Origin of the sequence: Pseudarthrobacter oxydans (genome assembly GCF_030812335.1) — a bacterium.
In the GTDB taxonomy this organism is placed as follows: Bacteria; Actinomycetota; Actinomycetes; order Actinomycetales; family Micrococcaceae; genus Arthrobacter; species Arthrobacter oxydans_B.
The window spans coordinates 218,459-241,108 of sequence record NZ_JAUSSN010000001.1; the positions used below are offsets into that span (position 1 = coordinate 218,459).

Here is a 22,650-nt window from a genome sequence, read left to right on the forward strand (position 1 = left end):
ATCAGTGCCCGGATGAGACGATGAAGACGATGTCATCACCCAAACCCACCCCCGCGCACTCCGGCCCCGCCGATTCCAACGCCGTCCAATCCGGAGAAGTCCGTTCCAGCGCCATCATGGCTGCCGGAACGCTGGTCTCGCGTTTCCTGGGCTTCGCCAAGACCTGGATGCTGGCGGCCGCCCTCGGGCTGGGCTCCACGGTCAACGACACGTTCATCAACGCGAACAATCTGCCGAACCTGATCTTCCTGCTGGTGGCGGGCGGCGTCTTCAATGCCGTGCTGGTGCCCCAGATCATCAAGGCCAGCAAGGCTCCGGACAAGGGAGCGGACTACATCAGCCGGCTGCTGACGCTCGCCGTGCTGGTCCTGCTGACGCTGACTCTGACAGTGACGCTGCTGGCGCCGTGGGTCATTGAGCTCACGACGCAGGGATACTCGCCGGAGCAGAAGGCCCTCGCGGTGTCCTTCGCGTTCCTGTGCCTTCCGCAGATCTTCTTCTACGGGCTGTACGCCCTGCTGACCCAGGTGCTCAATGCCCACGGCGCGTTCGGGCCCGCGATGTGGGCGCCGATCCTGAACAATATTGTCGCGATCGCCGGCCTCGGCATGTTCATCTGGACCTTCGGCGCCAACGCCGGCAACCCCCACACCCTGGACACCTGGGGCTCCACCCAGACTTTCCTGGTGGCCGGATTCTCTACCCTCGGTGTCATTGCCCAGACCGCCATCCTGCTGGTCCCGGTGTTCCGGCTCCGGCTCGGGCTGCGGCCGCGCTTCGGCTGGCGCGGGGTCGGACTGGGCCAGGCCGCCAGGCTGAGCGTCTGGACCCTGGCGACAGCCGCCGTCGGGCAGCTGGCCTTCCTGTACGTCATGCGCATCGCCACGATCCCGGGCGCGGAGCGCCTCCGGCTGGAACAGGCAGGGGATCCGGCCGCCGATACGCTGCCCGGCAACGCGGTGCTGGAGGTGGCCAGCCAGCTGTACCTGCTCCCTCACTCGATCATCGCGCTGTCGCTCGCCACGGTGCTGTTCAACCGGATGACCCGGGCCTCGCAGGACGGGGACCACGCCGCGCTGCGCAATGCGCTCTCCCACGGGCTCAGGACCATGGCCGTGGCCACCGTGTTCGGCGCTTTGGCCCTGTTCGCGCTGGCCGGGCCGCTGGGCATGTTCTTCTCGGGCGGGGTGCCCCAGGACGGCGTCATGCTGGCCCAGACGCTGACCATCCTGGCCCTCAGCACGCCGTTCATGAGCGCCAACTTCATGATGTCCCGTGTGTTCTACGCCAATGAGGACGCCCGGACACCGTTTTTCATCCAGCTGGTGCTGGCCCTCGTGAACGTGGTTGCCGCGTTCACCATCCAGTTCCTGCCGTTCGATCAGATTATCTTCGCCATCGCCGTCCTCTACACCGGCGGCAATATCCTCTCCGTGATCGTCAGCGCGATCTTCCTGCGCCGGCTCCTGGGTCACCTGGACGGCCCGCGGATCGCCAACGCCTACATCCGGATGGGCTACGCCGCGCTGGGTTCCGCCCTGGCCGGTGCGGCGGCGTTGTGGCTGATGGGCAGCTACAGCCGGGACGGGTTCGCCTGGAGCACCCCCGCCGCCGCGCTGGTGACGATCGTCGTCGTCGGGCCCGTGATGCTGGCGGCCTACCTGCTCCTGCTGAAGCTCTTCCGGGTGACCGAGCTGAGCGACCTGCTGCAGCCTCTGCTGGGTCGGCTGCGCCGCCGGTCGGCTGCGGAGCCCGCTGCCGGGACTCATCCTGACGGCGCCCCCGCAGGCCAGCCGAGGCCGGAACGCGCCACTGTCGCGGTGGACACCGGACTCATTCCAAGGATTTCCGGGGAATTCGACGCTTCCTCCTTCCGTGCCGGTCCTGACCTGTCCGAACGGGACGAACGGGCCGGACGCACCGGCCCCGAAGGTGGCTACCTCCCCGCCGAGGATCTGCCCAGCACCGCGGAGGGCGGCCTGGGCGGCGATGTCCCCCTGCCCGGGCGCAGGACCTACCAGGGCCCGGCAGGGCACAACCCCTACTTCCCGTTCGGCGGCAAGAAGAAAAAATAGTATCCGGCCGCGTCTGCGTCGCCGTGCTTCCGTGGCCGGACCGGTGCATCGGCTAGGATCGAAGACTAACAAGGGGAGTTGCAGACCAGGGGTCCACCGGCTTTACCGGACGGCTCGCGGTCACTGATGAAGTGATCAGCTCGGCAGCTCCCGGACAGTCTAGGAGGAGCCCGTGTCCCACCCGATCGATGTCGGATCAGTACTAGGTGGCCGTTACAAGGTCACTGCCACTGTACTGACCTCACATGACCAGGATCTGGTGCTGGACGGTGTGGACCAGGTACTCAACCGTGCCGTGAGCATCCTGGTGGCCGGCCCCGACAACGCCGATCAGGTGGCCCGAAGCGCCCGCGAAGTCGCCACGGGGGAACGTCCCGGCCACGTACAGATCCTCGATCTGGGGGTCAGTGAGGACACGACCTACCTCATCACCAACCACACTCCGGCCGCTGACCTGCTGGACCTGGTGGTATCGTCCCACCCGCCCTACGTCGAACCGTTCTTCACGGACACGCTGGGCAGCGAAATCTTCGGTCAGCCGCGATCCCACGAGCCCGAAACCTACGACGGCCTCTACGACGAAGAAGAGGTGGACGCCGGGTACATCACCTACGGGCAGAACCAGAAGCCGGCCGCGCCGGCGCAGAAGGCCAAGCCGGCGGTGCCGCCGGTTTCCCCTGCCCGCCCGCCATTGCGTCCGGCCACGTCGACGCAGGCCGCTGGCGCTGGGGCCGGCGCCGCCGGCGCCGCCGGACTGGCTGGCGGAGCCGCCGCGGGTGGAGCCGCAGCGGCCGCGTCATCCAGCGCGAAGTCCCCCGACACCGCATCGCAGGAGGCCGCCCCCCACGTAACGGCTCCCCAGCCGGTCCAGGGAGGCTCCCCGAAACCCGCTGCACGTGATTCCACGCCGCCAACACCTGCGGAAACACCCAAGGTGTCGCTGTGGTCAGACGACGACTACGACCAGCCCGCCCCCGACAGCGGGCGCACTTCCCAGCAGGGTCAGGCACCGGCATTTGCCGCTGCGGCCGAGAGTGCCTCCGCGGACCGCGCCCCGGGGTTCTTCCCGGGCTCGGCCCGGACCAGCCACTCCGCCGCAGATGATGAGTACTACGGCAAGGACGAGGAACCTCCGCGCGAGCCCCGCTCCATGCGCTGGCTGGTCGGCGGACTGCTGGCCGCGGTCCTCGTGGTGGGCCTGGTTCTGGCCGTGACCAATCTCGGCAGTCTCTTCACGAACACTCCTGAGCCCATCGCCGGCACTACGTCCCCCGGCGCGCCCGGTCCGACGTCGGCAAAGCCGTCAGGTACCGCCAGCGCCGCGCCGGCCTCCGGCCCGCCCGTCATTGAGGACGTCACGCGGCTGGGCAACTTTGACTTTGCCGGCACCTATGACGGTGACCTGGTCAAAACCTTTGACGGCAATGCCGCGAGCTACTGGTCGGACATGGAATTCGCCACGGACAACTGGGGCGGCCTGACCACCGAGGTTCCGCTCGTCGTCAAGCTCGAGAACCCCTCCGAGGTCTCCTCGGTGACGCTGAGCCAGCTGGGGGCGTCCGGCGGCAGCATCAGCGTCTTCACCAACGACAGTCCGTCCCTGGACGGCGCCAAGCAGGTTGGCAGCAACAGCTTCACCTCCCCGGACCTGACGATGCCCCTGCAGGAGCCCACCACCGCGGAGTATGTCATCGTCTCAATCAAGACCCTGCCCAAGCTCGCGTCCCCGAAGACCCGGTACGGGTTTGGCCTCCGTCTGGCCGAGATCAAGGTCCAGTAGCAGGCCCTTCACCAGGGCGGTCTCCCGGCGGTTCTCAGGGCCAAGACGGTATCCTGAGTGCTGGCGTCCTCCCGTGATGCCCAGTCCGACCGGAATATTCAGCCCCAAGTAGTAGTTGTGCCATGTGGCCGGCCATCCAGGCGGGTGCATCGACAAAGGAAGAGGTTCACCGTTCAGTGAGCAACGCAGAAAACACCGCGTCCGAAGTACGTGATGTCATCATCGTAGGCTCCGGCCCCGCGGGCTACACCGCCGCGGTGTACACGGCGCGCGCCAACCTGAAGCCGCTGCTCCTGGCCGGATCGGTCACCGCCGGCGGCGAGCTGATGAACACGACGGACGTCGAGAACTACCCGGGCTTCCCGGATGGAATCATGGGTCCGGACCTGATGGAAAACTTCGAGAAGCAGGCTGCCAGGTTCGGCACCGAAATCCAGTTCGAGGATGTTACCGAGCTGGAGCTCGACGGCGACATCAAAACCGTGACGATCGGCTCAGGGGAGACCTTCCGGGCGCGCTCCATCATCCTGTCGACCGGTTCGGCCTACCGTGAGCTCGGGTTGCCGAACGAGAAGCGCCTTTCCGGACACGGTGTCAGCTGGTGTGCAACCTGCGACGGTTTCTTCTTCAAGGGCCAGGACATTGCCGTGATCGGCGGTGGTGACTCCGCCATGGAAGAGGCACTGTTCCTCACCAAGTTCGCCAACTCCGTCACCGTCGTGCACCGCCGCGACGCACTGCGCGCCTCCAAGATCATGGCCGACCGCGCCCTGGCACACGAGAAAATCAGCTTTGTCTGGAACACCGGCGTCGAGGATGTCCTCGGCCAGGACAAGGTCACCGGCCTTAAGCTGAAGAACCTCGTGGACGGCACCGAAACAGAACTCGCCGTCACGGGCGTCTTTGTGGCGATCGGCAACGATCCGCGCACCGATCTCGTCAAGGGCAAGCTGGACCTGACTCCCGAGGGCACTATTGCTGTTGAAGGCCGCACCTCGCAGACCAGCATCAAGGGTGTCTTTGCCGCAGGCGACGTCATCGACCCGACCTACCGCCAGGCCATCACGGCTTCGGGGTCCGGCTGTGTAGCCGCCCTCGACGTCGAGCACTACCTCGCAGACTTCCACGCCTAATCGGCGCGCAGTATCCAACCGAAGAGAGACAGGGCCAATGAGCAACGCAAAAGAAGTAACAGACGCTAGTTTCGGCACCGACGTACTGGCTTCTTCCAAGCCGGTCATCGTGGACTTCTGGGCGGAGTGGTGCGGCCCGTGCCGCAAGCTCGGACCGATCCTCGACGAGATCTCCGTGGAATACAGCGAGAAGGTGGACGTCGTCAAGGTCAACGTCGACGACAACCCGGCGATCGCAGCCCAGTACGGCATCACCTCCATTCCCGCCGTTTACCTGTTCCAAGACGGGGAAGTGAAGGGCACCGTGATCGGGGCGCGCCCCAAGCAGTTCTTCGAAAAGGAATTCGCGGACGTTTTGTCCTAGTCCCTTCGGGTCTGTGCTGAGCGCAGACACCGTGCAAAAGTGGCCCCACTTCCTGTGACGGGAGTGGGGCCACTTCTTTGTCACCTGATGAGATGTCTGGCCCTGTGCGGAGGACCGACTAGTCGCAGGCCAGTACTAAGACATAGAGGCAACAAGTAAAACTACTCAAATAGAGTGTTTTACTCACTAAAATTGTGCGGTTCCCGTTTGTCGTGACGAGGCTACCCCGCCCGTGACCGGGGTAGCCTAACCCGGTGATACTGAGGAGTAGCGGACGAGGGGCGCCGGGCAGCCGGCTACGTTTCACGTGAAACAAGAGGCGGCGGCGATCGACAAGCCGCCAACATGTTGATGGCGCTCCGGCATGGGGGAGTGAGCGACGGTGACCCTGGTTTCACGTGAAACATCGGCATCGAAGCTGTCGTCAGTTACGCAAACCATAGGCTGTGAAGAAGCCCCCCAGGCCTGATTCTTTCGCCTACACCCACGGCAATGCCCGGCCCAGCCTTCTGGTACCGGGATACCGGGCCGTGACCCTCCTGGAAAACTGCCCGTAAATGTCCCATCACCACCGCCGCTGGGATGCCGGGCAGGGGTCAGGCCAAGGTCAGGGTCAGGCCAGATATTTGCCCAAGTGAGACCTTCGCCCGCGGAGGTCTCCAGGTCGCAGGGCAATTCCTCCGAGGCGACGCCAATCAACGAGCGTCGGAGTCCGCTAATCGCTATTCAAGCGGAGGCCCACAGGAATAGTGGCGCTCCTATAGTTCGGCACTGGCACCTCACGCTGCCGCGCCCCTAGGACCCAATTGGCCGGGGCATGAAGGACGCTAGCTCGGTGGCGGCGCAATGTTTCACGTGGAACATCTGCCTCGATGTCGAATGGGCAGTACAGATCGGCTCACTGTGAACCCCCGCGGAGGGTCACCTCTAGTGCTAACTGTCCAGGGGTAGCTGCGACTGTTTCACGTGAAACAGTCGCAGCACGCCCTGGTCTCATCTTTCGGCGCCCCGGAACCATTACGGTACTGGAATCTTCCGTGCGCCACAGCAGAGCCTCCGTGTTTTACGTGAAACATACTTGGATCCGACCCGGCTCAAGCAGCGTTTCGGGGTGCTTAAAGTAATCCCTTCGTTCAAGAACGAGCGTATAGAACTGCGTGGAGAGGCATTATCCGGCTCCTCCGATCCGATAATCGACTCTCGTCTAAGCGCAGAACTAGACCCCGAATGACAAAACGGCGGCTGCCGGAGACTATTTGTCGTCGTCGATGACGTTCGAAGAACCACCCGGGGGCGGCACCAATCGAGAATGACGCCGTCTGGAAACCGGGACTCGTGGACTGCTGCGGGTGCATAAACCGGGAAGTCTCGCGTCGCGATACATACCTGCATCCGTATTTGGAGCACCGAATTGGGCACCTCAGTAAGGAGTTTCACGTGAAACATCATCGGTCCCGCCCATCCGGCGGCACGGTCGGCGAAGGGAGTCCCGGCTGCAGACCAGCACCTCTCAATCGAACCGGAACCAGCCCTGGAAGCCTCCACGCCGCCGTATCGCATCATCGAGGCACACGTTACGACCTATACCGCAAACGCTGCGGCACGGACGTCCAGGGCACAGCGGACCGGGCAATCGGCGGACCACCCCTCGTGCCGGGCCTGCTTGATTTTCTTTCCCTTTGCTGTCGGGAAGCAAAATACCGCTGCCTCTTGTTCGTAGACGTGACACTGCCGCCGGCTCCAAGCCAGGCTCAGGTGTTGTGTCCGAGTTTGGCCGGGACGAAGGCCGACAGCAGGCCCGGCCGGGATGCCGTACCTGAGCAGACATATCAGCAAGTCTCGGACCCAGCACCTGTGCCGGCCCCCGAGGCCAGTCGCGATCAAAATGCTCCCCGGTTCTCACATCAGCGGTTACCCGCAACCCTCTCAACAAGCGGGGAGAGGGGACACACGTACCCAGAGTTCGACACCCTGGTCCACCCAGCAACGGACGGTGGTCCCCGTCCCGCATGCTGACCCACACGAGGAGAGAACCAAATTCCATCCAGAGAAGCTGCCCTTGGGGACCACAGCTAACCCGCAGGATTGGACGACCCCGGGATATCGGAACGCCTACGCCGGGGGCCCGGCTGTTGTGGACGCTTCCCCTGCCCCGGCACGAAATGCTGCGCCAAGTGATCCCTACGCGGGATCCCCGGGGCTCAGAAACGTGCCTTCTGCGACTGGGATCGACCCTACCCCACCGAGGTTCCTTCATGAGGCGACCAGACTCTTTCGTGCGCGTACCGTGCGATCCTAGCGGCCTGCACGAACAGTCGACTGAAGTCCCAGCAGTCCGGGAGCTCAGCCAGCCGGCGCGTTTGAGCCGTCGTCGGCAATTCCCCAAGGTGCGGGCAAGCAAGATGAAGGGAGGCCGGGCGGCTGCCCCCGCGTTGCTGGTGCTGAGGCGTAATAGTGGACGCTCCGCCCGCTGCTTGCGTATCGAAACGGAGTGCCGGGTGTTCGGTGCAGCCAGCCCGAAGGGATCCCCGAGCGCCACTACCCACAGGTTTCTCCACAGATGTTATGCACATAGTTATCCACAGACTGTGAGGGATTTGTCACAGGGCCGTTCCGCGTTTCTGCAACGCGGCAAGAGGGTGAGTCCATCTCCCGCCTCAAGACACTGGTTCTCCGCGCTGCCAGCAGCTGAGGAACCACCGCTGCCGATGCCATTCCGTCCTGGAGTAGTCGGGCAAATCCTGCATAAATACGCGAGAAATTAACCGTCAGCGGGGGATTTAGAAAGAACGGGCTCGCGTGAATTGGATCACGGTTCGGGAACCGCGATTGTTTCACGTGAAACAGGACAGGCCCCGTCGTCGAAGAGGTGCATCCACCGTTCACTTTGAGTCCACTAGCCCAGCGGAGGGCAGTTCCCTGGAACAAGCTCGGCCAACTAATCCACAAAGTTATCCACAGCGCTATCCACCGCGATATCCACCGCGATATCCACCGGTCTATCCACCGTTCCCCCGCTTGTACGAGACGCCTCATTCGGGCCGGCGCACCCGCCTGGTCACCGCACTGGCATCATCGGCGCCATTGAAGGAAGCAGTTGAAATCAGCAGGGAATCGCCCACTCAAGCCATACATCCAGCGCTCTTGGTCCAGCGAGGACCGACCCGGTGCCGCCTGCTAGCAGCTTCCCCGCAGGCGCACCCACAATGGGAGCCTGCAGGAGCCGACCGAGCGTCACTGGCAGACATCCCTCCCGGTACAGATTGTCTTCCGAGGGGGAGCGCGCCGTCCGGCAGCAAGGACCGAGTCGAAATACGCCCAGTACCAAACGCCAATACCGCTGAAGATCCGAAGTTCCAAAACCCGTGCCCGCTGAGGTCGATGCAGGCGGATACACCACTCATACCGCGCGGATGGGATCCCGCCTGGGAACCAGACAGCCTCCGGAGAGATTCCGAAGAGTCTCCATCCGAGCCTCCCTTCACACGGGGACGGCAGCGGCACGCCTCGGGTGCCGAGCCTTCGAAACGGGGCCTACCCTGCGGCTGGCCTGAATGGCCGGTAAGTTCATCAAGGGGCCCGGTCCGATGAATCCCGCCACTGCATGGGCCCCTGCACGCGTCCCAGCGCCCCAACCAGACCCGCATTGGTTCCGCTCCACGGCGGGGCACCGGGCAGCATCCATACCTCCCCTGACGGCCGCGGAGCCCTCCCGGACGTTGGCAGAGCGGACAACGGCCGGGGGCATCACCAAGGCGGCCAGGTCTCACTCCTGCGACCACTCTTATTCCGGCCTACAGCACGACGCTCGCTACCGCTGAAGTCCATGACCGGCATGCAGTGCTGGTGCAGGTGCCCGCCGGCGCTTAGTAGCCAAGTGCATTGGAGTCCCGTGGGCGGCGGGTCGAAGAATAAATCCCGCGCCAAGGGACATAGAAGTCCAGGGACGCGCGAACATCCCAGGCCCACACAGGCGCTTACGGCTCCGTAGCGTCCTTCGGGGGAGTCAGAATCCCTCCCCGGACCGTTCCGGCGTAGAAAACCGTCCCCAGCGGTTCTGGCAACCGCTGGGTGGCAGCGTCCACCCTGTGGCACCTCGTTCGGACCCGACTCACGCGCGTACCAGGGGCGGTAATGCGGCCGAACCCGGATCCTATTGAAAGCCAGATCACCGGATGTTTCACGTGAAACCCAACAGCCCACACAATTCGGCACGCTTCCGTTCCATACTCGATATCGACCGCAAAACTCACCTTTACGTGCGAACGTGCGCGTACAGCGTACTGACAGGCCGGACCATGGCGAGTCTGGTTCCGATCCCGGAACGGCGGATCGTTTCCTGCGGTGACGATCTCCGCCTCAGGCTCCTCCGGCCAGGCTCGGTGATGTGTTCGCCTATCTGCCCTTCAATGACCTCTCTCTACGGGCCATTCAATGCGTCTTGATCAAATCCCGATAACCCGGCGGTACCATCTTGTTTCACGTGAAACGCTCCGATGCCTGTTCAGTGTTGGCAAACCAGACCAACGCTGACAAAGAGGATCACTATGGAACTTTCTGAGCTCAAAGAAGCGCCCAACCAGGGGATTGACGACCAGGTCTGGGCGCTCATACAGTGCCGCACGACGGGCGCGGCAATCGTCGAGACGCATCCTTTGGATCTACAGCCTGCAGTGATGCAGGCAGTTCACCTAAAATAGCCGATGATACCGGCGACAACACCCAGGCGGTGCAAGGACTGAATACCGGGAGACGGTCAATTTATGTGCCAGGAATCGTGACTGGTATAGCCTCGCGGCCACGCCCCGTGGGGATTCTGGTTCCAGCCCCGGAAAGGCGGACACTCTCCTGGACAGTTCCAGACTGCACCTGCAACCCCGTGAGTACGACCTTGTTTCACGTGAAACGTACGGATCCCAGTTCCGTGTGGTTAACCAGATGAAGGGTCGAGAACAACAATCAATTTACAGCCCAGGGCTGCAGGTTCTTCCCACATAAAACGGTCACAACTAGCGCTGCAATCCACCGCCACCAACTACGGTGCAAGGAACCCTTCAAGACTGCCGGGGCGGCTCCTTGGGCACCGTACGGCATCCGGCCAGTACAAAAAAACGCGCGTGACCGAGCGGATAATGCACAGCCACCAAAAAAGGGACCTGTTTCACGTGAAACAGGTCCCTTCGCCGACGATGTGGGCTAGCTGGAAGCCCCCGGCGTCAGGACATCCATGATCCGATTGAGGTCCTCCACGCTCGCGAACTCGATACTGACTCGTCCCTTGCGTGCACCGAGGGAGATCTTGACGTTCGTATCGAGCCGGTCAGAAAGTGAAGAAGCCAGGTAATCCAGGCGCTCGTGCCGCGCCCCGGGGCGCGGAATGTTGTTCTTCGGTGTCGCCGACGGATTCTGGTAGAGCGTCACGGCCTCTTCGGTCGCGCGGACAGACATGCCTTCAGCGACGATTTTCTGCGCCAGGCGTTCCATGGCGGCAGCATCCGGGAGTGCCAGGAGCGCGCGGGCGTGTCCGGCAGAGATAACACTGGCGGCCACACGGCGCTGGACCAGCGGCGGAAGCTTGAGCAGACGGAGCGTATTGGACACCTGGGGGCGTGATCGCCCAATGCGGTCAGCCAGCTGTTCGTGGGTGGTGCCGAAGTCCTCGAGGAGCTGCTGGTACGCGGCGGCCTCTTCGAGTGGGTTCAGCTGGCTCCGGTGCAGGTTCTCCAGCAGGGCATCGCGGAGGAGGTCGTCGTCGGTCGTATCCCGGACAATGGCGGGGATGGTTTGAAGGCCCGCGGCCTGCACTGCCCGCCAGCGACGCTCGCCCATGACGAGCTCGTAGGGTTCTCCACCTTCTTCAGTTGAAGTGCGGACTACAATTGGCTGGAGGACACCGATCTCACGAACCGAGTGAACCAGCTCCGCCATGTCGTCCTCATCGAAGACTGAGCGCGGCTGCTTGCGGTTGGGGTGGATGTCGGTGACCAGGATTTCCGCAAAGCGGACGCCGGGCACCTCCACGAGTTCAACACCCTGATTCTCAGTTGAAGGGTCCGGTTCGTCGACTGCCGGCTTCCGGGCGGCCGGCGCAGCTGCTGCTGCGGGCGCCTCACCCTTGGCCGCAGATGTCTTCCGGGGCGTTGCCTTCTTGGCCCCGGAAACAGTTTCTTCCTCCGGCCCGTCGGAGGTACCCGCCGGTGCCGGCGAGGACGTGGGCACCTGCGGCTTTGCAGTTTCCTCCGTCCCGGGACGTGTGGCCTTTTCTTCCGTAGCCGCTGCCTCGACAGCCGGTGTCCGCTTTCGAGACTCCGGAAAGAACAGATCCACGGGACGGGACGGCGCTGAACCGTTGCCGGCAGCCGCAGCGGAACTTGGAATGAGTGCCCCAAGTCCACGGCCGAGGCCGCGTCGCTTATCGCTCATGGATAAATCCCTCCATTGGAAGAGCCTGGCAGCACCGGGCTCTAGCTAGTGCAATTCTCGAAAAGATTCTAACGTTCCGCGATTTCGGCTGCGGCTTCCAGATAGGACAGGGCACCGCTGGATGAGGGATCGTAAGTCATCACGGTCTGCTGGTAGCTGGGAGCTTCAGAAATACGCACAGAACGGGGGACCACGGCGCCGAGAACCTGCTCGGGGAAGTGTTCCCGCACCTCGGCCGCCACCTGGGCGGCGAGGTTTGTGCGGCCATCGTACATGGTCAACAGGATCGTGGAGACGACCAGGTCCGCGTTCAAGTGCTTCTGGATCATTTCGATGTTCTTCAGCAGCTGGCTCAAACCCTCCAGGGCGTAATACTCGCACTGGATCGGGATGAGCACCTCGCTGGCTGCACAGAAGGCGTTGACGGTCAGCAGCCCCAGGCTCGGCGGGCAGTCGATAAAAATGTAGTCCAGCCGCTCCTCACCGTTCTTCGCCCGCTCCTTGGCGTACACATCAATCGCCCGGCGGAGACGCTGCTCGCGAGCAACGAGGCTGACCAGTTCAATCTCGGCGCCGGCGAGGTGGATGGTCGCGGGCGCGCAGATCAGCTTGGCGATGTCCGGGCAGGGCGCCACAACGTCCTGCAACGGGATGTCGTTGATGAGCACATCGTAGATGCTGTCAACGTCGGCGTGGTGTTCAATTCCCAGGGCAGTCGAGGCATTGCCCTGCGGATCGATGTCGATGACCAGCACATTCAAGCCTGCGGCGGCCAGAGCGGCGGCGATGTTGACCGTGGTGGTCGTCTTGCCCACTCCACCCTTTTGGTTGGAGACGGTGAAGATGCGCGTCTTCTCCGGCTTCGGAAGTGGGCGGCCCAGGAGGCGTTCCCGGCGTTTGTTCTCATGGGCGAGCTCGCGGGCGATGGGGCTGGAGTCGTCTATGGAATCCAGTACGGTCGCGGGGCCGGCAACAGATGTTTCACGTGAAACGCCTGCCATGCCGGTGGTCTTCGCAACCGATGTGGTGCGATTTCCGGAGTAGGCGGGAGCGACTGCGGGCGCAGCGAAGGCCCGTGCGGACCCCAGGGACACAAACGGGGGAATCCGTTGTGTGGAGGCTTCGCTACTGGTCACTGTGACACACTCACTCTCGTTCGGCTGTTCTGCCGGTTACTAGCCTAACCTCTTACCCTTGGCGTCCGAGGGCAACGGGCTGATGCTAGGCAATCTTTTGAGGCTTATTCACAACGATTCGGACTACGGTTGTGGGTTCTTCGAGGAGGTCCTCGCCCACTAGTACAACGGAAGTCTGCGTACCGCCAAGCTTCCGGATCACCTTGGCGGCCTTTTCGATTTCCTCGCCGGCGCTGCGTCCTTTGATCGCGACAACTTCACCTTTGCCCGCCAGCAGCGGAATGGTCAGTCCTGCGAGGTTGGCGAGGGCGGAAACGGCGCGTGCCGTGACGACGTCGGCGTTCACCATACCAACCGCAAGCTCGGCGCGGGTGCGCATGATCGTGACGTTGTCGAGGCCGAGGTCATCCACGACTTCCTGGAGCCAGATGACACGGCGTTCGAGGGGTTCGATCAGGGTCAGTTCCAGGTCCGGTCGGGCAATGGCCAGGCACAGTCCGGGAAGGCCGGCGCCGCTGCCGACGTCGGCCACATGGCTTCCCTCGGCAATCTGGCTCTCGATGACGGCACAGTTCAGCACGTGCCGGCTCCACAGCCGGGGCACTTCGCGGGGCCCAATCAGGCCCCGCTCCGTTCCGGATGTGGCCAAATGTTCCACATAGCGCTTGGCCAGGTCCAGCCGGTCCCCAAAGATCTTCTCGGCTGCCTGCAGTTCGGCGGGGGTAATTTCAACCATCAAGCTGTCCGGCGTCTTCAGTCTGCGGAAACGACGATGTGGCGGTCGGCGCCTTCGCCTTCGGACTCGCTGATGAGCCCCAGGTCGGCAACGGCGTCGTGCACAATCTTTCGTTCGTAGGCGCTCATCGGTGCCAGAGCCACGGTCTCGCCGGATTCTTTCACGGAGGCGACGGCGTCTTCGGCTATCTTCTGCAGCTCGCCGGCACGCTCCGAGCGGTAGCCGTTGATGTCCAGCACGAGCCGGGAGCGGTTTTCCGTCGCGGACAGCACGGCAAGCCGGGTCAGCTCCTGCAGTGCTTCGAGAACTTCGCCGTCCTTGCCGACGAGGCTGTCGAGGCCTGCTGATTCTTCCTCAGCGACGATCGAGATGTAGGTGCGCCCGTTGCGTACTTCAATGTCGATGTCGCCGTCGATGTCGGCAATGTCCAGCAGTTCCTCGAGGTAGTCCGCTGCGACGTCGCCTTCTTCTTCCAGGCGGCTGGCGGAAGTGCCCTTGTCCTCGGAACCCTCGGAATCTTCGGCTCCGGCGCCTGACTCAACGTCCTGCCCGGTATCCTGGACTGCACTCAGGGCGTCGTCCTGCTCTTCGATGGCTTCGGCGGAAATAGCGTGTTCGGTGCTCTCGGCGGACATTACTTCCTCTTCCTGTTCTTGCGTTGTGGCTGGACGCGCTGGCTCTTGGCCACCAGGGCCGCGGCGGCGGCAGCTTCAGCGGCCTCGGCCTCGGCCTTCTTGGCGCCCGTCAGCGGCAACGCCGGCAGGCCCTTGGCGGCACGGCGCTCGGCCAGGGCCTTGGCCGCCGGGGATCCCGGAGTCGGCATGCGACGGATCACGAAGAACTGCTGTGCCATGGTCCAGAGGTTGGTGGTGGTCCAGTAAATGAGGACGCCGATGGGGAAGTTGATGCCGCCCACGCCGAAGACGATCGGCAGCACATACAGCATCATCTTCTGCTGTTTCATGAACGGGCTGGCCATGGCCTCTTCGGACATGTTCTTGGCCATGATCTGCTTCTGCGTGATGAACTGCGAGGCCGTCATGGCCAGGATCATCACGATCGAGAGAATCCACACCGCGACCACGTTGCCGCCGGGAGGAGTGCCGTGCAGCAGGGTGGCGGAAAGCGGGGCGCCGAAGATGCTGGACTCGTCGAACTGCACCACTTGCTCGTGGCTCATGGCGCCGATGCCCTTGCCGCTGTCCGCCGCCGTCGTAATGCCGGACAGCACGGTGAAGAGGGCGAAGAAGAACGGCATCTGGATCAGCATGGGCAGGCACGCCGAGAACGGGTTGGTGCCGTGCTTCTTGTACATGGCCATCTGTTCCTGGGCCATGGCCTGGCGGGACAGCTGGTCGGTCTTGCCCTTGTACTTGTCCTGCAGCTTCTTCAGATCCGGCTGCAGGAGCTGCATGCCGCGCTGGGCCTTGATCTGCTTGACGAACACGGGAATCAGGGCGGCGCGGATCACCAGCACCAGCCCGATGATGGACAGCGTCCACGTCCAGCCGTTGGCGGCGGGCATGCCGATGGCGCTCAGGCCATCGTGGAAGACCACCATGATGGCGGATACAAGCCACTTGAACGGAAACATGATTGTTTCAAAGAAATCCATACGATATCCCTATTCGTTAGGCCGCAGAGCGGCCTTCTCCATCAGTCTGAGCAGCCAGGTACTTGTCCGGATTGTTCAGCACAACAATTGTGGGGGTTCGGTCTGCGGGCCACTCGCAGTTACCGGCGGGGACATGGTCCACACCGCCGGCATTCCAGGGATGGCAGCGCACCAGACGCTTGGCCGCCAGCCAGCTTCCCTTGACCGCGCCGTGGACCGTGATCGCCTCAAGGGCGTAAGCCGAGCAGCTGGGGAAGAAGCGGCAAACCTGGCCGTAGAGCGGTGAGATCACCTTGCGGTACGCCAGGAGCAACAGGATGAGGATATTGCGGGGCAAGTTCCAGAGCGCCCGGCCCAGCCATACTGCTGCGGATTTTGAAGGAGGGACGACGGCGGCAGTTAAGTTACGCACGCGGGGTCCCTTCCTGTGTTGTCTCGTAAGAAACTGAAGAAGCAGCCTTCGGAAGGCGGCTGCCCAGTCGTTTCATGTTGCTTTCCAAGGCAGCGTCATAGTCTGACCGCAGCTGCTCGAAGCTGGCGCCCGCCGCGGCGGGCAGGGCCCGGACCACGATCGCGAACCCGCTGCCGTACTGCTGCAACGACAAGGCGCCGACTTCTCTCAGTCTCCTCTTAACGAGGTTCCTGACAACAGCGTTCCCGACACTCTTGGAAACGATGAATCCGATCCGGCTTGGTTCATCGGCAGCGAGAGCTGCCGTATATAACACTACGTTCCGGCGTCCATTGCGGACACCGGAACGTACGGTTGTTGAAAAATCGGTTGATGTCCTCAGACGGTTGCGGGTGGCCAGCACCTTTACACTCGCACAGGGATGTGGACCGACGAGTCAGTTATTTAGGCCGACAGCTCGGTGCGACCCTTGCCACGACGGGCTGCCAGGATGGCACGGCCGGCACGGGTACGCATACGAAGGCGGAAGCCGTGCTTCTTGGCTCGACGGCGGTTATTCGGCTGAAAAGTCCGCTTGCTCACGTTAGTTACTCCAGTGGGATCAAAGGTGCGCCCACCCGATCAAGGGGAAGAACTGGTCGACGCTAAGTTTTGTATGTGCCGCTTCCCTCGACTCGCAAGACGCTGGGCGTCGGGTGAGATTCAAATGAGGCGAAAAGCGTACACATGGGACTTCACAACGTTAGGGCTTGCCGCCCTCCCGAGTCAAACCGGGGGTCGCGCCGCAGACTTTCCACAGTTGTGGCTAAGTGCCGCTCCAGCCTGTGGATGAAGTGCGTCACGGGCCCCGTTTTCGAACTACACCGGTGTGATTATCCACAGGACAGATCCCAGCTATCTTCTGGCCTTTTCATCCCCTACAGTGGCTCAGTAACCCATTATCCACGGACTGTGCATAACCCTGTGGATTATCCGGGGGTCCGGTGCGCTGGATCGACCGCGCGGCTGCAGGTAATGAAGGCAAGCAAGTTTGAGGAACTGATTGATGACAGTAGACGAAGCCAACCAAGCCAACACTGTCGGAAGTTCCTGGCGGCGGGTCGTGAGCCTGCTGGAGAACGACCACCGTGTGTCACCGCGGCAGCGTGGCTTCGTCATCCTCGCCCAGGCCCAGGGCCTGATCGGGTCCACCCTGCTGGTGGCCGTACCAAATGAGCTCACCCGCGAGGTACTGCAGACGCAGGTGAAGGAAGCCCTCGACGACGCCCTCCGGAGCGTGTTCTCCGACGAAATCCGGTGCGCGATCGACGTCGACACCGATCTCGTGCCGCTTCACACGGAGCCGGAACCCGCCGTCGAGCTGTCCCTGGCTGCCGACCCCTCGGTGGAACTGAAGCCGCAGCCGATGCTGCCCAGCACCTCCCACGAATTTGGCCGGCTCAATCCAAAGTATGTTTTCGACACCTTCGTGATCGGTTCCTCCAACCGCTTCGCCCACGCCGCCGCCGTCGCCGTGGCCGAAGCGCCGGCCAAGGCCTACAACCCCCTCTTCATCTACGGTGACTCCGGACTCGGCAAGACCCACCTGCTCCACGCAATCGGCCACTATGCCCGCCGGCTCTACAGCGGGATCCGGGTCCGGTACGTGAACTCCGAAGAATTCACCAACGACTTCATCAACTCCATCCGTGACGATGAAGGCACCAGCTTCAAGACGACGTACCGCAACGTGGATGTCCTGCTGATCGATGACATCCAGTTCCTGGCCGGCAAGGACCGGACGTTGGAGGAGTTCTTCCACACCTTCAACGCGTTGCACAACAACAACAAGCAGGTGGTCATCACCTCCGACCAGCCGCCCAAGCTGCTCGCCGGCTTCGAGGACCGGATGAAGTCGCGGTTCGAATGGGGCCTGCTGACGGACATCCAGCCGCCGGAACTCGAAACCCGGATCGCAATCCTTCGCAAGAAGGCCCTCAGCGAGGGCCTGTCCGCCCCGGACGATGCCCTGGAATACATCGCCTCGAAGATCTCCAGCAACATCCGCGAACTCGAGGGCGCGCTGATCCGCGTCACGGCCTTCGCCAGCCTCAACCGCCAGCCGGTCGACGTCGCCCTGGCCGAGATGGTGCTCAAGGACCTCATCACCGATGACGGGGCCCAGGAGATCACCTCCGCGCAGATCCTCACCCAGACCGCCGACTACTTCAAGCTCAGCATGGAAGAACTCTGCAGCAAGTCCCGGACCAGGACCCTGGTGACCGCCCGGCAGATCGCGATGTATCTGTGCCGCGAGCTCACGGACATGTCCCTGCCCAAGATCGGCCAGGAGCTCGGCGGCCGCGACCACACCACGGTTATCCACGCGGACCGCAAGATCCGTGAGCTGATGGCCGAGCGCCGGGTGATTTACAACCAGGTGACCGAGCTGACCAACCGGATCAAGCAGCAGCAGCGTAATTCCTGATCTGATTCCTGACCTGACCGGCCGCGCACTCTTACCTTATTAACAGGCACCTGTGGACAAGCCTGTGGATAGTTAAGGGGACAACTGCGGTTAATGGGCTTAAAACCCTTAAGGCGCCTGTGGATCACCGGGACCGCCAAAAATGTTATCCCCATCCACACCCTGTTTAAAACCTGCTCCGCCCACAGTCCATGAACAGGGCTTAACCGCGGAATCGCACCGCCAAACAGGGTTATCCACAGTATCCACAGCAGTTATTAACACTACTAATCCCTAGAAAATGAAATTCCCTCAAATAACAACTTCGATCCGCACCCGCACCCAGCCCAGGACCGTCCCGGCCCCCGGCCGGAAACCGGCACCGGCCCGGCCGGGCCGAACCACACGGATGTAACCCGGGGATGGGAGAATCACACTTCTTGCGGCTAAGCTGTCTGCAGTGTGTCCGTCCTGGACATCTTTTGTGATTCCCTGCCGGGCCCATGGCCCCGGCAACCAGCGATGACAGCAGCAATGAAAGGCGGCACCCTTCCGTGAAGTTCAGAGTCGAGCGGGACGTCCTGGCAGAAGCCGTGACCTGGGCAGCCCGGTCGCTGTCTCCGCGGCCGCCAGTACCCGTACTTTCGGGCCTGCTCCTCAAGGCTGAAGGCGGCACCGTCAGCCTCTCGAGCTTCGACTACGAAACTTCAGCCAGGCTCGAAATCGCTGCCGACATCACCACCGAGGGCACGATCCTGGTTTCGGGACGCCTGCTGGCCGACATCTGCCGCAGCCTGCCGTCCGCACCGGTCGACATTGAAACCGAGGGCAACAAAGTCACACTGAGCTGCCGTCGAAGCAGCTTCCACCTGGCCACCATGCCGGAAGCCGAGTACCCGCCGCTGCCGGCATTGCCGCCGATCAGCGGCACCGTCCCGGGCGACTCGTTCGCCCAGGCCGTTTCCCAGGTGATCATCGCAGCGAGCAAGGACGACACCCTGCCGATCCTCACCGGCGTGCGGATGGAGATCGAGGACGACCTCATCACGCTGCTGGCCACCGACCGTTACCGGCTCGCCATGCGCGAGGTCCCGTGGAAGCCCGTCACCCCGGGCATCTCCACCAGCGCACTGGTCAAGGCCAAGACGCTCAACGAAGTCGCGAAGACCCTGGGCGGCAGCGGCGACATCAACCTTGCCCTCGCCGAAGACGACAGCCGGCTCATCGGGTTCGAAAGCGGCGGCCGCACCACGACGTCGCTGCTGGTTGACGGTGACTACCCCAAGATCCGCTCACTCTTCCCCGAATCCACCCCAATCCACGCAACCGTGCAGACGTCGGAACTGGTCGAGGCAGTGCGCCGCGTCTCGCTCGTGGCCGAACGCAACACCCCGGTCCGGCTCGCCTTCACCCAGGGCCAGCTGCACCTCGACGCCGGAACGGGCGAAGACGCGCAGGCCTCGGAAGAACTCGAAGCCCAGCTCACCGGTGATGACATCACCGTGGCCTTCAACCCGCACTACCTGATCGAGGGCTTGAGTGTCATCGAGACCAAGTTTGTGCGTTTCTCCTTCACGAGTGCCCCCAAGCCGGCCATGATCACGGCACAGCAAGAAGCCGACGGCGAGGACCAGGGCGATTACCGCTACCTTGTTATGCCCGTCCGTCTGCCCAACTAGCAGGCAGCTGGTTCCATCCTGATCCTGTGGAACGGCAAGCCCCGCCGGCTGCGCCACCGCCCGAAGCACCCCATCGCAGAAGAGAGTTCATACCGTGCACATCGGACTGATCGGCCTTGGAAAAATGGGTTTCAACATGCGCGAGCGGCTGCGCAAGGGTGGAATCGAAGTCACCGGTTTTGACCGCAACCCGGACGTCACCGACGTCGCGAGTGTGGATGAATTGATCGCCGCCCTGCCCGCCCCGCGCCTGCTTTGGGTGATGGTCCCGTCCGGAGAGATTACCGACGCCGTGATCACCGAACTGGGCTCCAAGCTCGACGCCGGCGACCTCGTGATCGACGGCGGTAACTCCCGTTATACCGAGGACCAGAAACACGGTGCCGCGCTGGCCGAAAAGGGCATCCGGTTCGCCGACTGCGGGGTTTCCGGCGGAGTCTGGGGCCTTCAGAACGGCTACGGACTGATGGCCGGCGGGGACGCCGCGGACATTGAACACGCGATGCCTGTCTTCGATGTGCTTCGTCCCGAGGGCGACCGCGCCGACAGTTTCGTCCACGTCGGCGGCGTCGGCGCCGGCCACTACGCCAAAATGGTCCACAACGGCATCGAGTACGGGCTCATGCAGGCCTATGCCGAAGGCTACGAACTCCTTGCCGCCAAGGACATCGTCACGGACCTTCCCGGCACTTTCCGCGCCTGGCAGAAGGGAACCGTCGTGCGGTCCTGGCTGCTGGACCTCATGGTCAAGGCCCTGGACGAGGACCCCGGCCTGGCCTCGATCGACGACTACGTCGAGGATTCCGGTGAGGGCCGCTGGACCGTGGAGGAGGCCATCGCCAATGCTGTGCCGGCCCCGGCCATCACGGCAGCACTCTTTGCCCGCTTCTCCTCCCGCGAGGACAACTCGCCGGCAATGAAGATGGTTTCCGCGCTGCGCAACCAGTTCGGCGGGCATGCGACCCGTCCGGCGAAATAGTCCTGCCCTGAAGTCCTGATCCCGGCGTGTATCTAGAACAACTTTCGCTCACAGATTTCCGCAGTTATGCCCAAGTGGAACTGAGCCTCGAGCCCGGGGTCACGGTGCTGGTCGGCTCGAACGGCATCGGCAAAACCAACCTGATGGAAGCCATCGGCTATCTGGCCACGCTCAGCTCCCACCGGGTCAGTTCCGATGCCCCGCTGCTGCGGTTCGGCACCGAACGGGCCATGATCCGCGCGAAGCTGGTCCGGGGCGAGCAGTCAACCGTGCTCGAACTCGAAATCAACAGCACCCGCGCCAACCGCGCCCGGATCAACCGCAGCAACCCGGTCCGGGCCCGAGACATCCTTGGCATCTGCCAGACCGTCCTGTTCGCTCCGGAGGACCTGGCCCTGGTCAAGGGCGATCCGTCCAGCCGGCGCCGTTTTCTCGATGAGCTCCTGGTCAGCCTCATCCCGCGGCACGCCGCCACCCGCAGCGACTACGACCGGGTGCTGAAGCAGCGCAACGCGCTGCTGAAGTCCGCCCGCGCTGGAAAATTCAGCACGGGGCATGAAGCCACCCTGGATGTCTGGGACCAGCACATGGCCCGGGCTGGCGCCGAGCTGCTGCATGCACGGCTCGAGTTGGTGGAACGGCTCCGTCCCCACCTCAGGAACTCCTACGCCGGGCTGACCGACGGGTCCAAGGAAGCGGGGGCCATCTACCGCTCCACGCTGCAGGGCGCCGTGGAGGATGACGGCGCGGTGTCGGACGCCGGAGGGCCCGCCGAGGACCTCCGGCTGCTCTCCGTCGACGAACTTACCGGACGCTACATCCAGGCCTTTGCCTCCTCACGGCGCAAGGAACTCGAACGCGGTATTTCCCTCGTTGGCCCGCACCGCGACGAGCTCGAACTGGTCCTTGGCGAGGCCCCGGCGAAGGGGTATGCCTCCCATGGTGAAACCTGGTCCATGTGTTTGTCCCTGCGGCTGGCCTCGTACTACGTGATGCTCGACGACGCCAGGACCGGCGGATCCGCCCCGATCCTGATCCTGGATGACGTTTTTGCCGAGCTTGATGTCCAGCGGCGGCGTAAACTGGCCGCAATAGTATCCGGCGCCGAGCAGGTGCTCGTGACTGCCGCCGTCGAGGACGATATCCCGTCCGAACTGGCCGGGCGGCGGGTGAAGGTAATCCCGGGAGGAATCGATGAACGGGAAGATCGGTGAATAAGGATACCGACGGCGGCCTGCAGCCGGGCCGCGATCCCGACGACATCGACGCCGCCCAGTCGGCCCTGAACAGGATGCGCGAGGCGGCTGCATCCCGGGGCGAAATCAGGCGCAAGGCCCCGCCGCGGCCAGGCAGCACCCCGCAGAAGTCCGGCCGGAGTTCCGGCAGCAGCCGCGGTTTCGGACAATTCCACGGCACCGGCCGGGACCCGATGGGGCTCGGAAAGGTGGTTGGCCGTCTCGTCGCGGAGCGCGGCTGGAGCTCCCCGGTCGCCGTCGGCTCGGTGATGGCCGAGTGGGCAACACTCGTGGGACCGGAGATTTCCGCCCACTGCACCCCGGAGAGTTTCACCGACACGACCCTCCACGTCCGTTGTGATTCCACCGCCTGGGCAACCCAGCTGCGCCTGCTCAGCATGAGCCTGCTGGAGAAGTTCCGCACCGAACTCGGCGACGGCGTCGTGACCAAGATCCAAGTCCTCGGACCGGCCGCGCCGAGCTGGCGCAAGGGCGGCCGGACCGTCAACGGCCGCGGCCCCCGGGACACTTACGGATAACTCTGGGTGGCCCAGCGTGGACATCAGGCCCCCGGCAACCCGTAGATCTGAAGCACTCCTTGCAAAACTCTTGAAAAAACCGCAAACGGCGTGTAGGG

General features: G+C 63.3%; 18 protein-coding genes. 10 read left to right on the forward strand and 8 right to left on the reverse strand.

The features are described from left to right. Window positions 1–20: 20 nt before the first annotated feature. From murJ to J2W14_RS01070, 5 genes are all read left to right on the forward strand, one after another. Window positions 21–2,075: a murein biosynthesis integral membrane protein MurJ gene (gene murJ, locus J2W14_RS01050; RefSeq protein ID WP_307457122.1), complete on the forward strand. Its 2,055-nt coding sequence runs from the start codon at window positions 21–23 to the stop codon at window positions 2,073–2,075. A 172-nt stretch (window positions 2,076–2,247) separates the two neighbouring features. Then, window positions 2,248–3,855 carry an ABC transporter substrate-binding protein gene (locus J2W14_RS01055; protein ID WP_307457127.1) on the forward strand — a complete coding sequence of 536 codons (1,608 nt, stop codon included), beginning with the start codon at window positions 2,248–2,250 and terminating at the stop codon, window positions 3,853–3,855. Between the two features lie 176 nt (window positions 3,856–4,031). Next, window positions 4,032–4,988: a thioredoxin-disulfide reductase gene (trxB, locus tag J2W14_RS01060; protein ID WP_307457130.1), complete on the forward strand. Its 957-nt coding sequence runs from the start codon at window positions 4,032–4,034 to the stop codon at window positions 4,986–4,988. Between the two features lie 37 nt (window positions 4,989–5,025). Further along, a complete protein-coding gene (gene trxA, locus J2W14_RS01065; RefSeq protein ID WP_307457132.1) occupies window positions 5,026–5,352 on the forward strand; it encodes a thioredoxin in 327 nt (108 codons plus the stop codon). A gap of 4,547 nt (window positions 5,353–9,899) precedes the next feature. Beyond that, the gene (locus J2W14_RS01070; protein ID WP_307457135.1) at window positions 9,900–10,052 is read left to right on the forward strand and encodes a hypothetical protein; all 153 of its coding nucleotides are present in this window, start codon (window positions 9,900–9,902) and stop codon (window positions 10,050–10,052) included. A gap of 496 nt (window positions 10,053–10,548) precedes the next feature. Here the strand turns inward: J2W14_RS01070 and J2W14_RS01075 are convergent, their stop codons facing one another. From J2W14_RS01075 to rpmH, 8 genes are all read right to left on the reverse strand, one after another. Further along, complete coding sequence (locus J2W14_RS01075; RefSeq protein ID WP_307457137.1) at window positions 10,549–11,775, reverse strand: ParB/RepB/Spo0J family partition protein; 1,227 nt, start codon at window positions 11,773–11,775, stop codon at window positions 10,549–10,551. Between the two features lie 68 nt (window positions 11,776–11,843). Further along, a complete protein-coding gene (locus tag J2W14_RS01080; RefSeq protein ID WP_307457140.1) occupies window positions 11,844–12,911 on the reverse strand; it encodes a ParA family protein in 1,068 nt (355 codons plus the stop codon). An 85-nt stretch (window positions 12,912–12,996) separates the two neighbouring features. Then, window positions 12,997–13,647, reverse strand: coding sequence for a 16S rRNA (guanine(527)-N(7))-methyltransferase RsmG (gene rsmG / locus J2W14_RS01085; protein ID WP_307457144.1), 651 nt, complete (start codon window positions 13,645–13,647; stop codon window positions 12,997–12,999). Between the two features lie 17 nt (window positions 13,648–13,664). After that, window positions 13,665–14,282 (reverse strand): Jag family protein, encoded by a 618-nt coding sequence (locus J2W14_RS01090; protein ID WP_307457147.1) that lies wholly within the window; start codon window positions 14,280–14,282, stop codon window positions 13,665–13,667. Further along, on the reverse strand, window positions 14,282–15,262 hold the full coding sequence (yidC, locus tag J2W14_RS01095) for a membrane protein insertase YidC (protein WP_307457150.1): 981 nt from the start codon (window positions 15,260–15,262) through the stop codon (window positions 14,282–14,284). The genes J2W14_RS01090 and yidC overlap by 1 nt, the downstream gene beginning before the upstream one ends. A 16-nt stretch (window positions 15,263–15,278) precedes the next feature. Continuing rightward, window positions 15,279–15,674 carry a membrane protein insertion efficiency factor YidD gene (gene yidD / locus J2W14_RS01100; protein ID WP_307457152.1) on the reverse strand — a complete coding sequence of 132 codons (396 nt, stop codon included), beginning with the start codon at window positions 15,672–15,674 and terminating at the stop codon, window positions 15,279–15,281. Further along, the gene (gene rnpA / locus J2W14_RS01105; protein WP_307457155.1) at window positions 15,667–16,077 is read right to left on the reverse strand and encodes a ribonuclease P protein component; all 411 of its coding nucleotides are present in this window, start codon (window positions 16,075–16,077) and stop codon (window positions 15,667–15,669) included. The genes yidD and rnpA overlap by 8 nt, the downstream gene beginning before the upstream one ends. Window positions 16,078–16,118: 41 nt before the next feature. Then, window positions 16,119–16,256, reverse strand: a complete 138-nt coding sequence (gene rpmH / locus J2W14_RS01110; RefSeq protein ID WP_003800212.1) for a 50S ribosomal protein L34 — start codon at window positions 16,254–16,256, stop codon at window positions 16,119–16,121. Between the two features lie 463 nt (window positions 16,257–16,719). Between rpmH and dnaA the strand changes: the two genes are divergently transcribed. From dnaA to J2W14_RS01135, 5 genes are all read left to right on the forward strand, one after another. Beyond that, window positions 16,720–18,141: a chromosomal replication initiator protein DnaA gene (gene dnaA / locus J2W14_RS01115; RefSeq protein ID WP_307457158.1), complete on the forward strand. Its 1,422-nt coding sequence runs from the start codon at window positions 16,720–16,722 to the stop codon at window positions 18,139–18,141. A gap of 533 nt (window positions 18,142–18,674) precedes the next feature. Then, entirely contained in the window at window positions 18,675–19,799 is a 1,125-nt protein-coding gene (dnaN, locus tag J2W14_RS01120; RefSeq protein ID WP_307457161.1) for a DNA polymerase III subunit beta, read from the forward strand. Window positions 19,800–19,893: 94 nt separating this feature from the next. After that, entirely contained in the window at window positions 19,894–20,778 is an 885-nt protein-coding gene (gene gnd, locus J2W14_RS01125) for a phosphogluconate dehydrogenase (NAD(+)-dependent, decarboxylating) (protein WP_307457164.1), read from the forward strand. 26 nt (window positions 20,779–20,804) lie between these two features. Continuing rightward, the gene (gene recF, locus J2W14_RS01130) at window positions 20,805–21,992 is read left to right on the forward strand and encodes a DNA replication/repair protein RecF (RefSeq protein ID WP_307457166.1); all 1,188 of its coding nucleotides are present in this window, start codon (window positions 20,805–20,807) and stop codon (window positions 21,990–21,992) included. Then, a complete protein-coding gene (locus tag J2W14_RS01135; protein WP_307457168.1) occupies window positions 21,989–22,552 on the forward strand; it encodes a DUF721 domain-containing protein in 564 nt (187 codons plus the stop codon). Before recF ends, J2W14_RS01135 begins: the two co-directional genes overlap by 4 nt. Window positions 22,553–22,650: the final 98 nt, after the last annotated feature.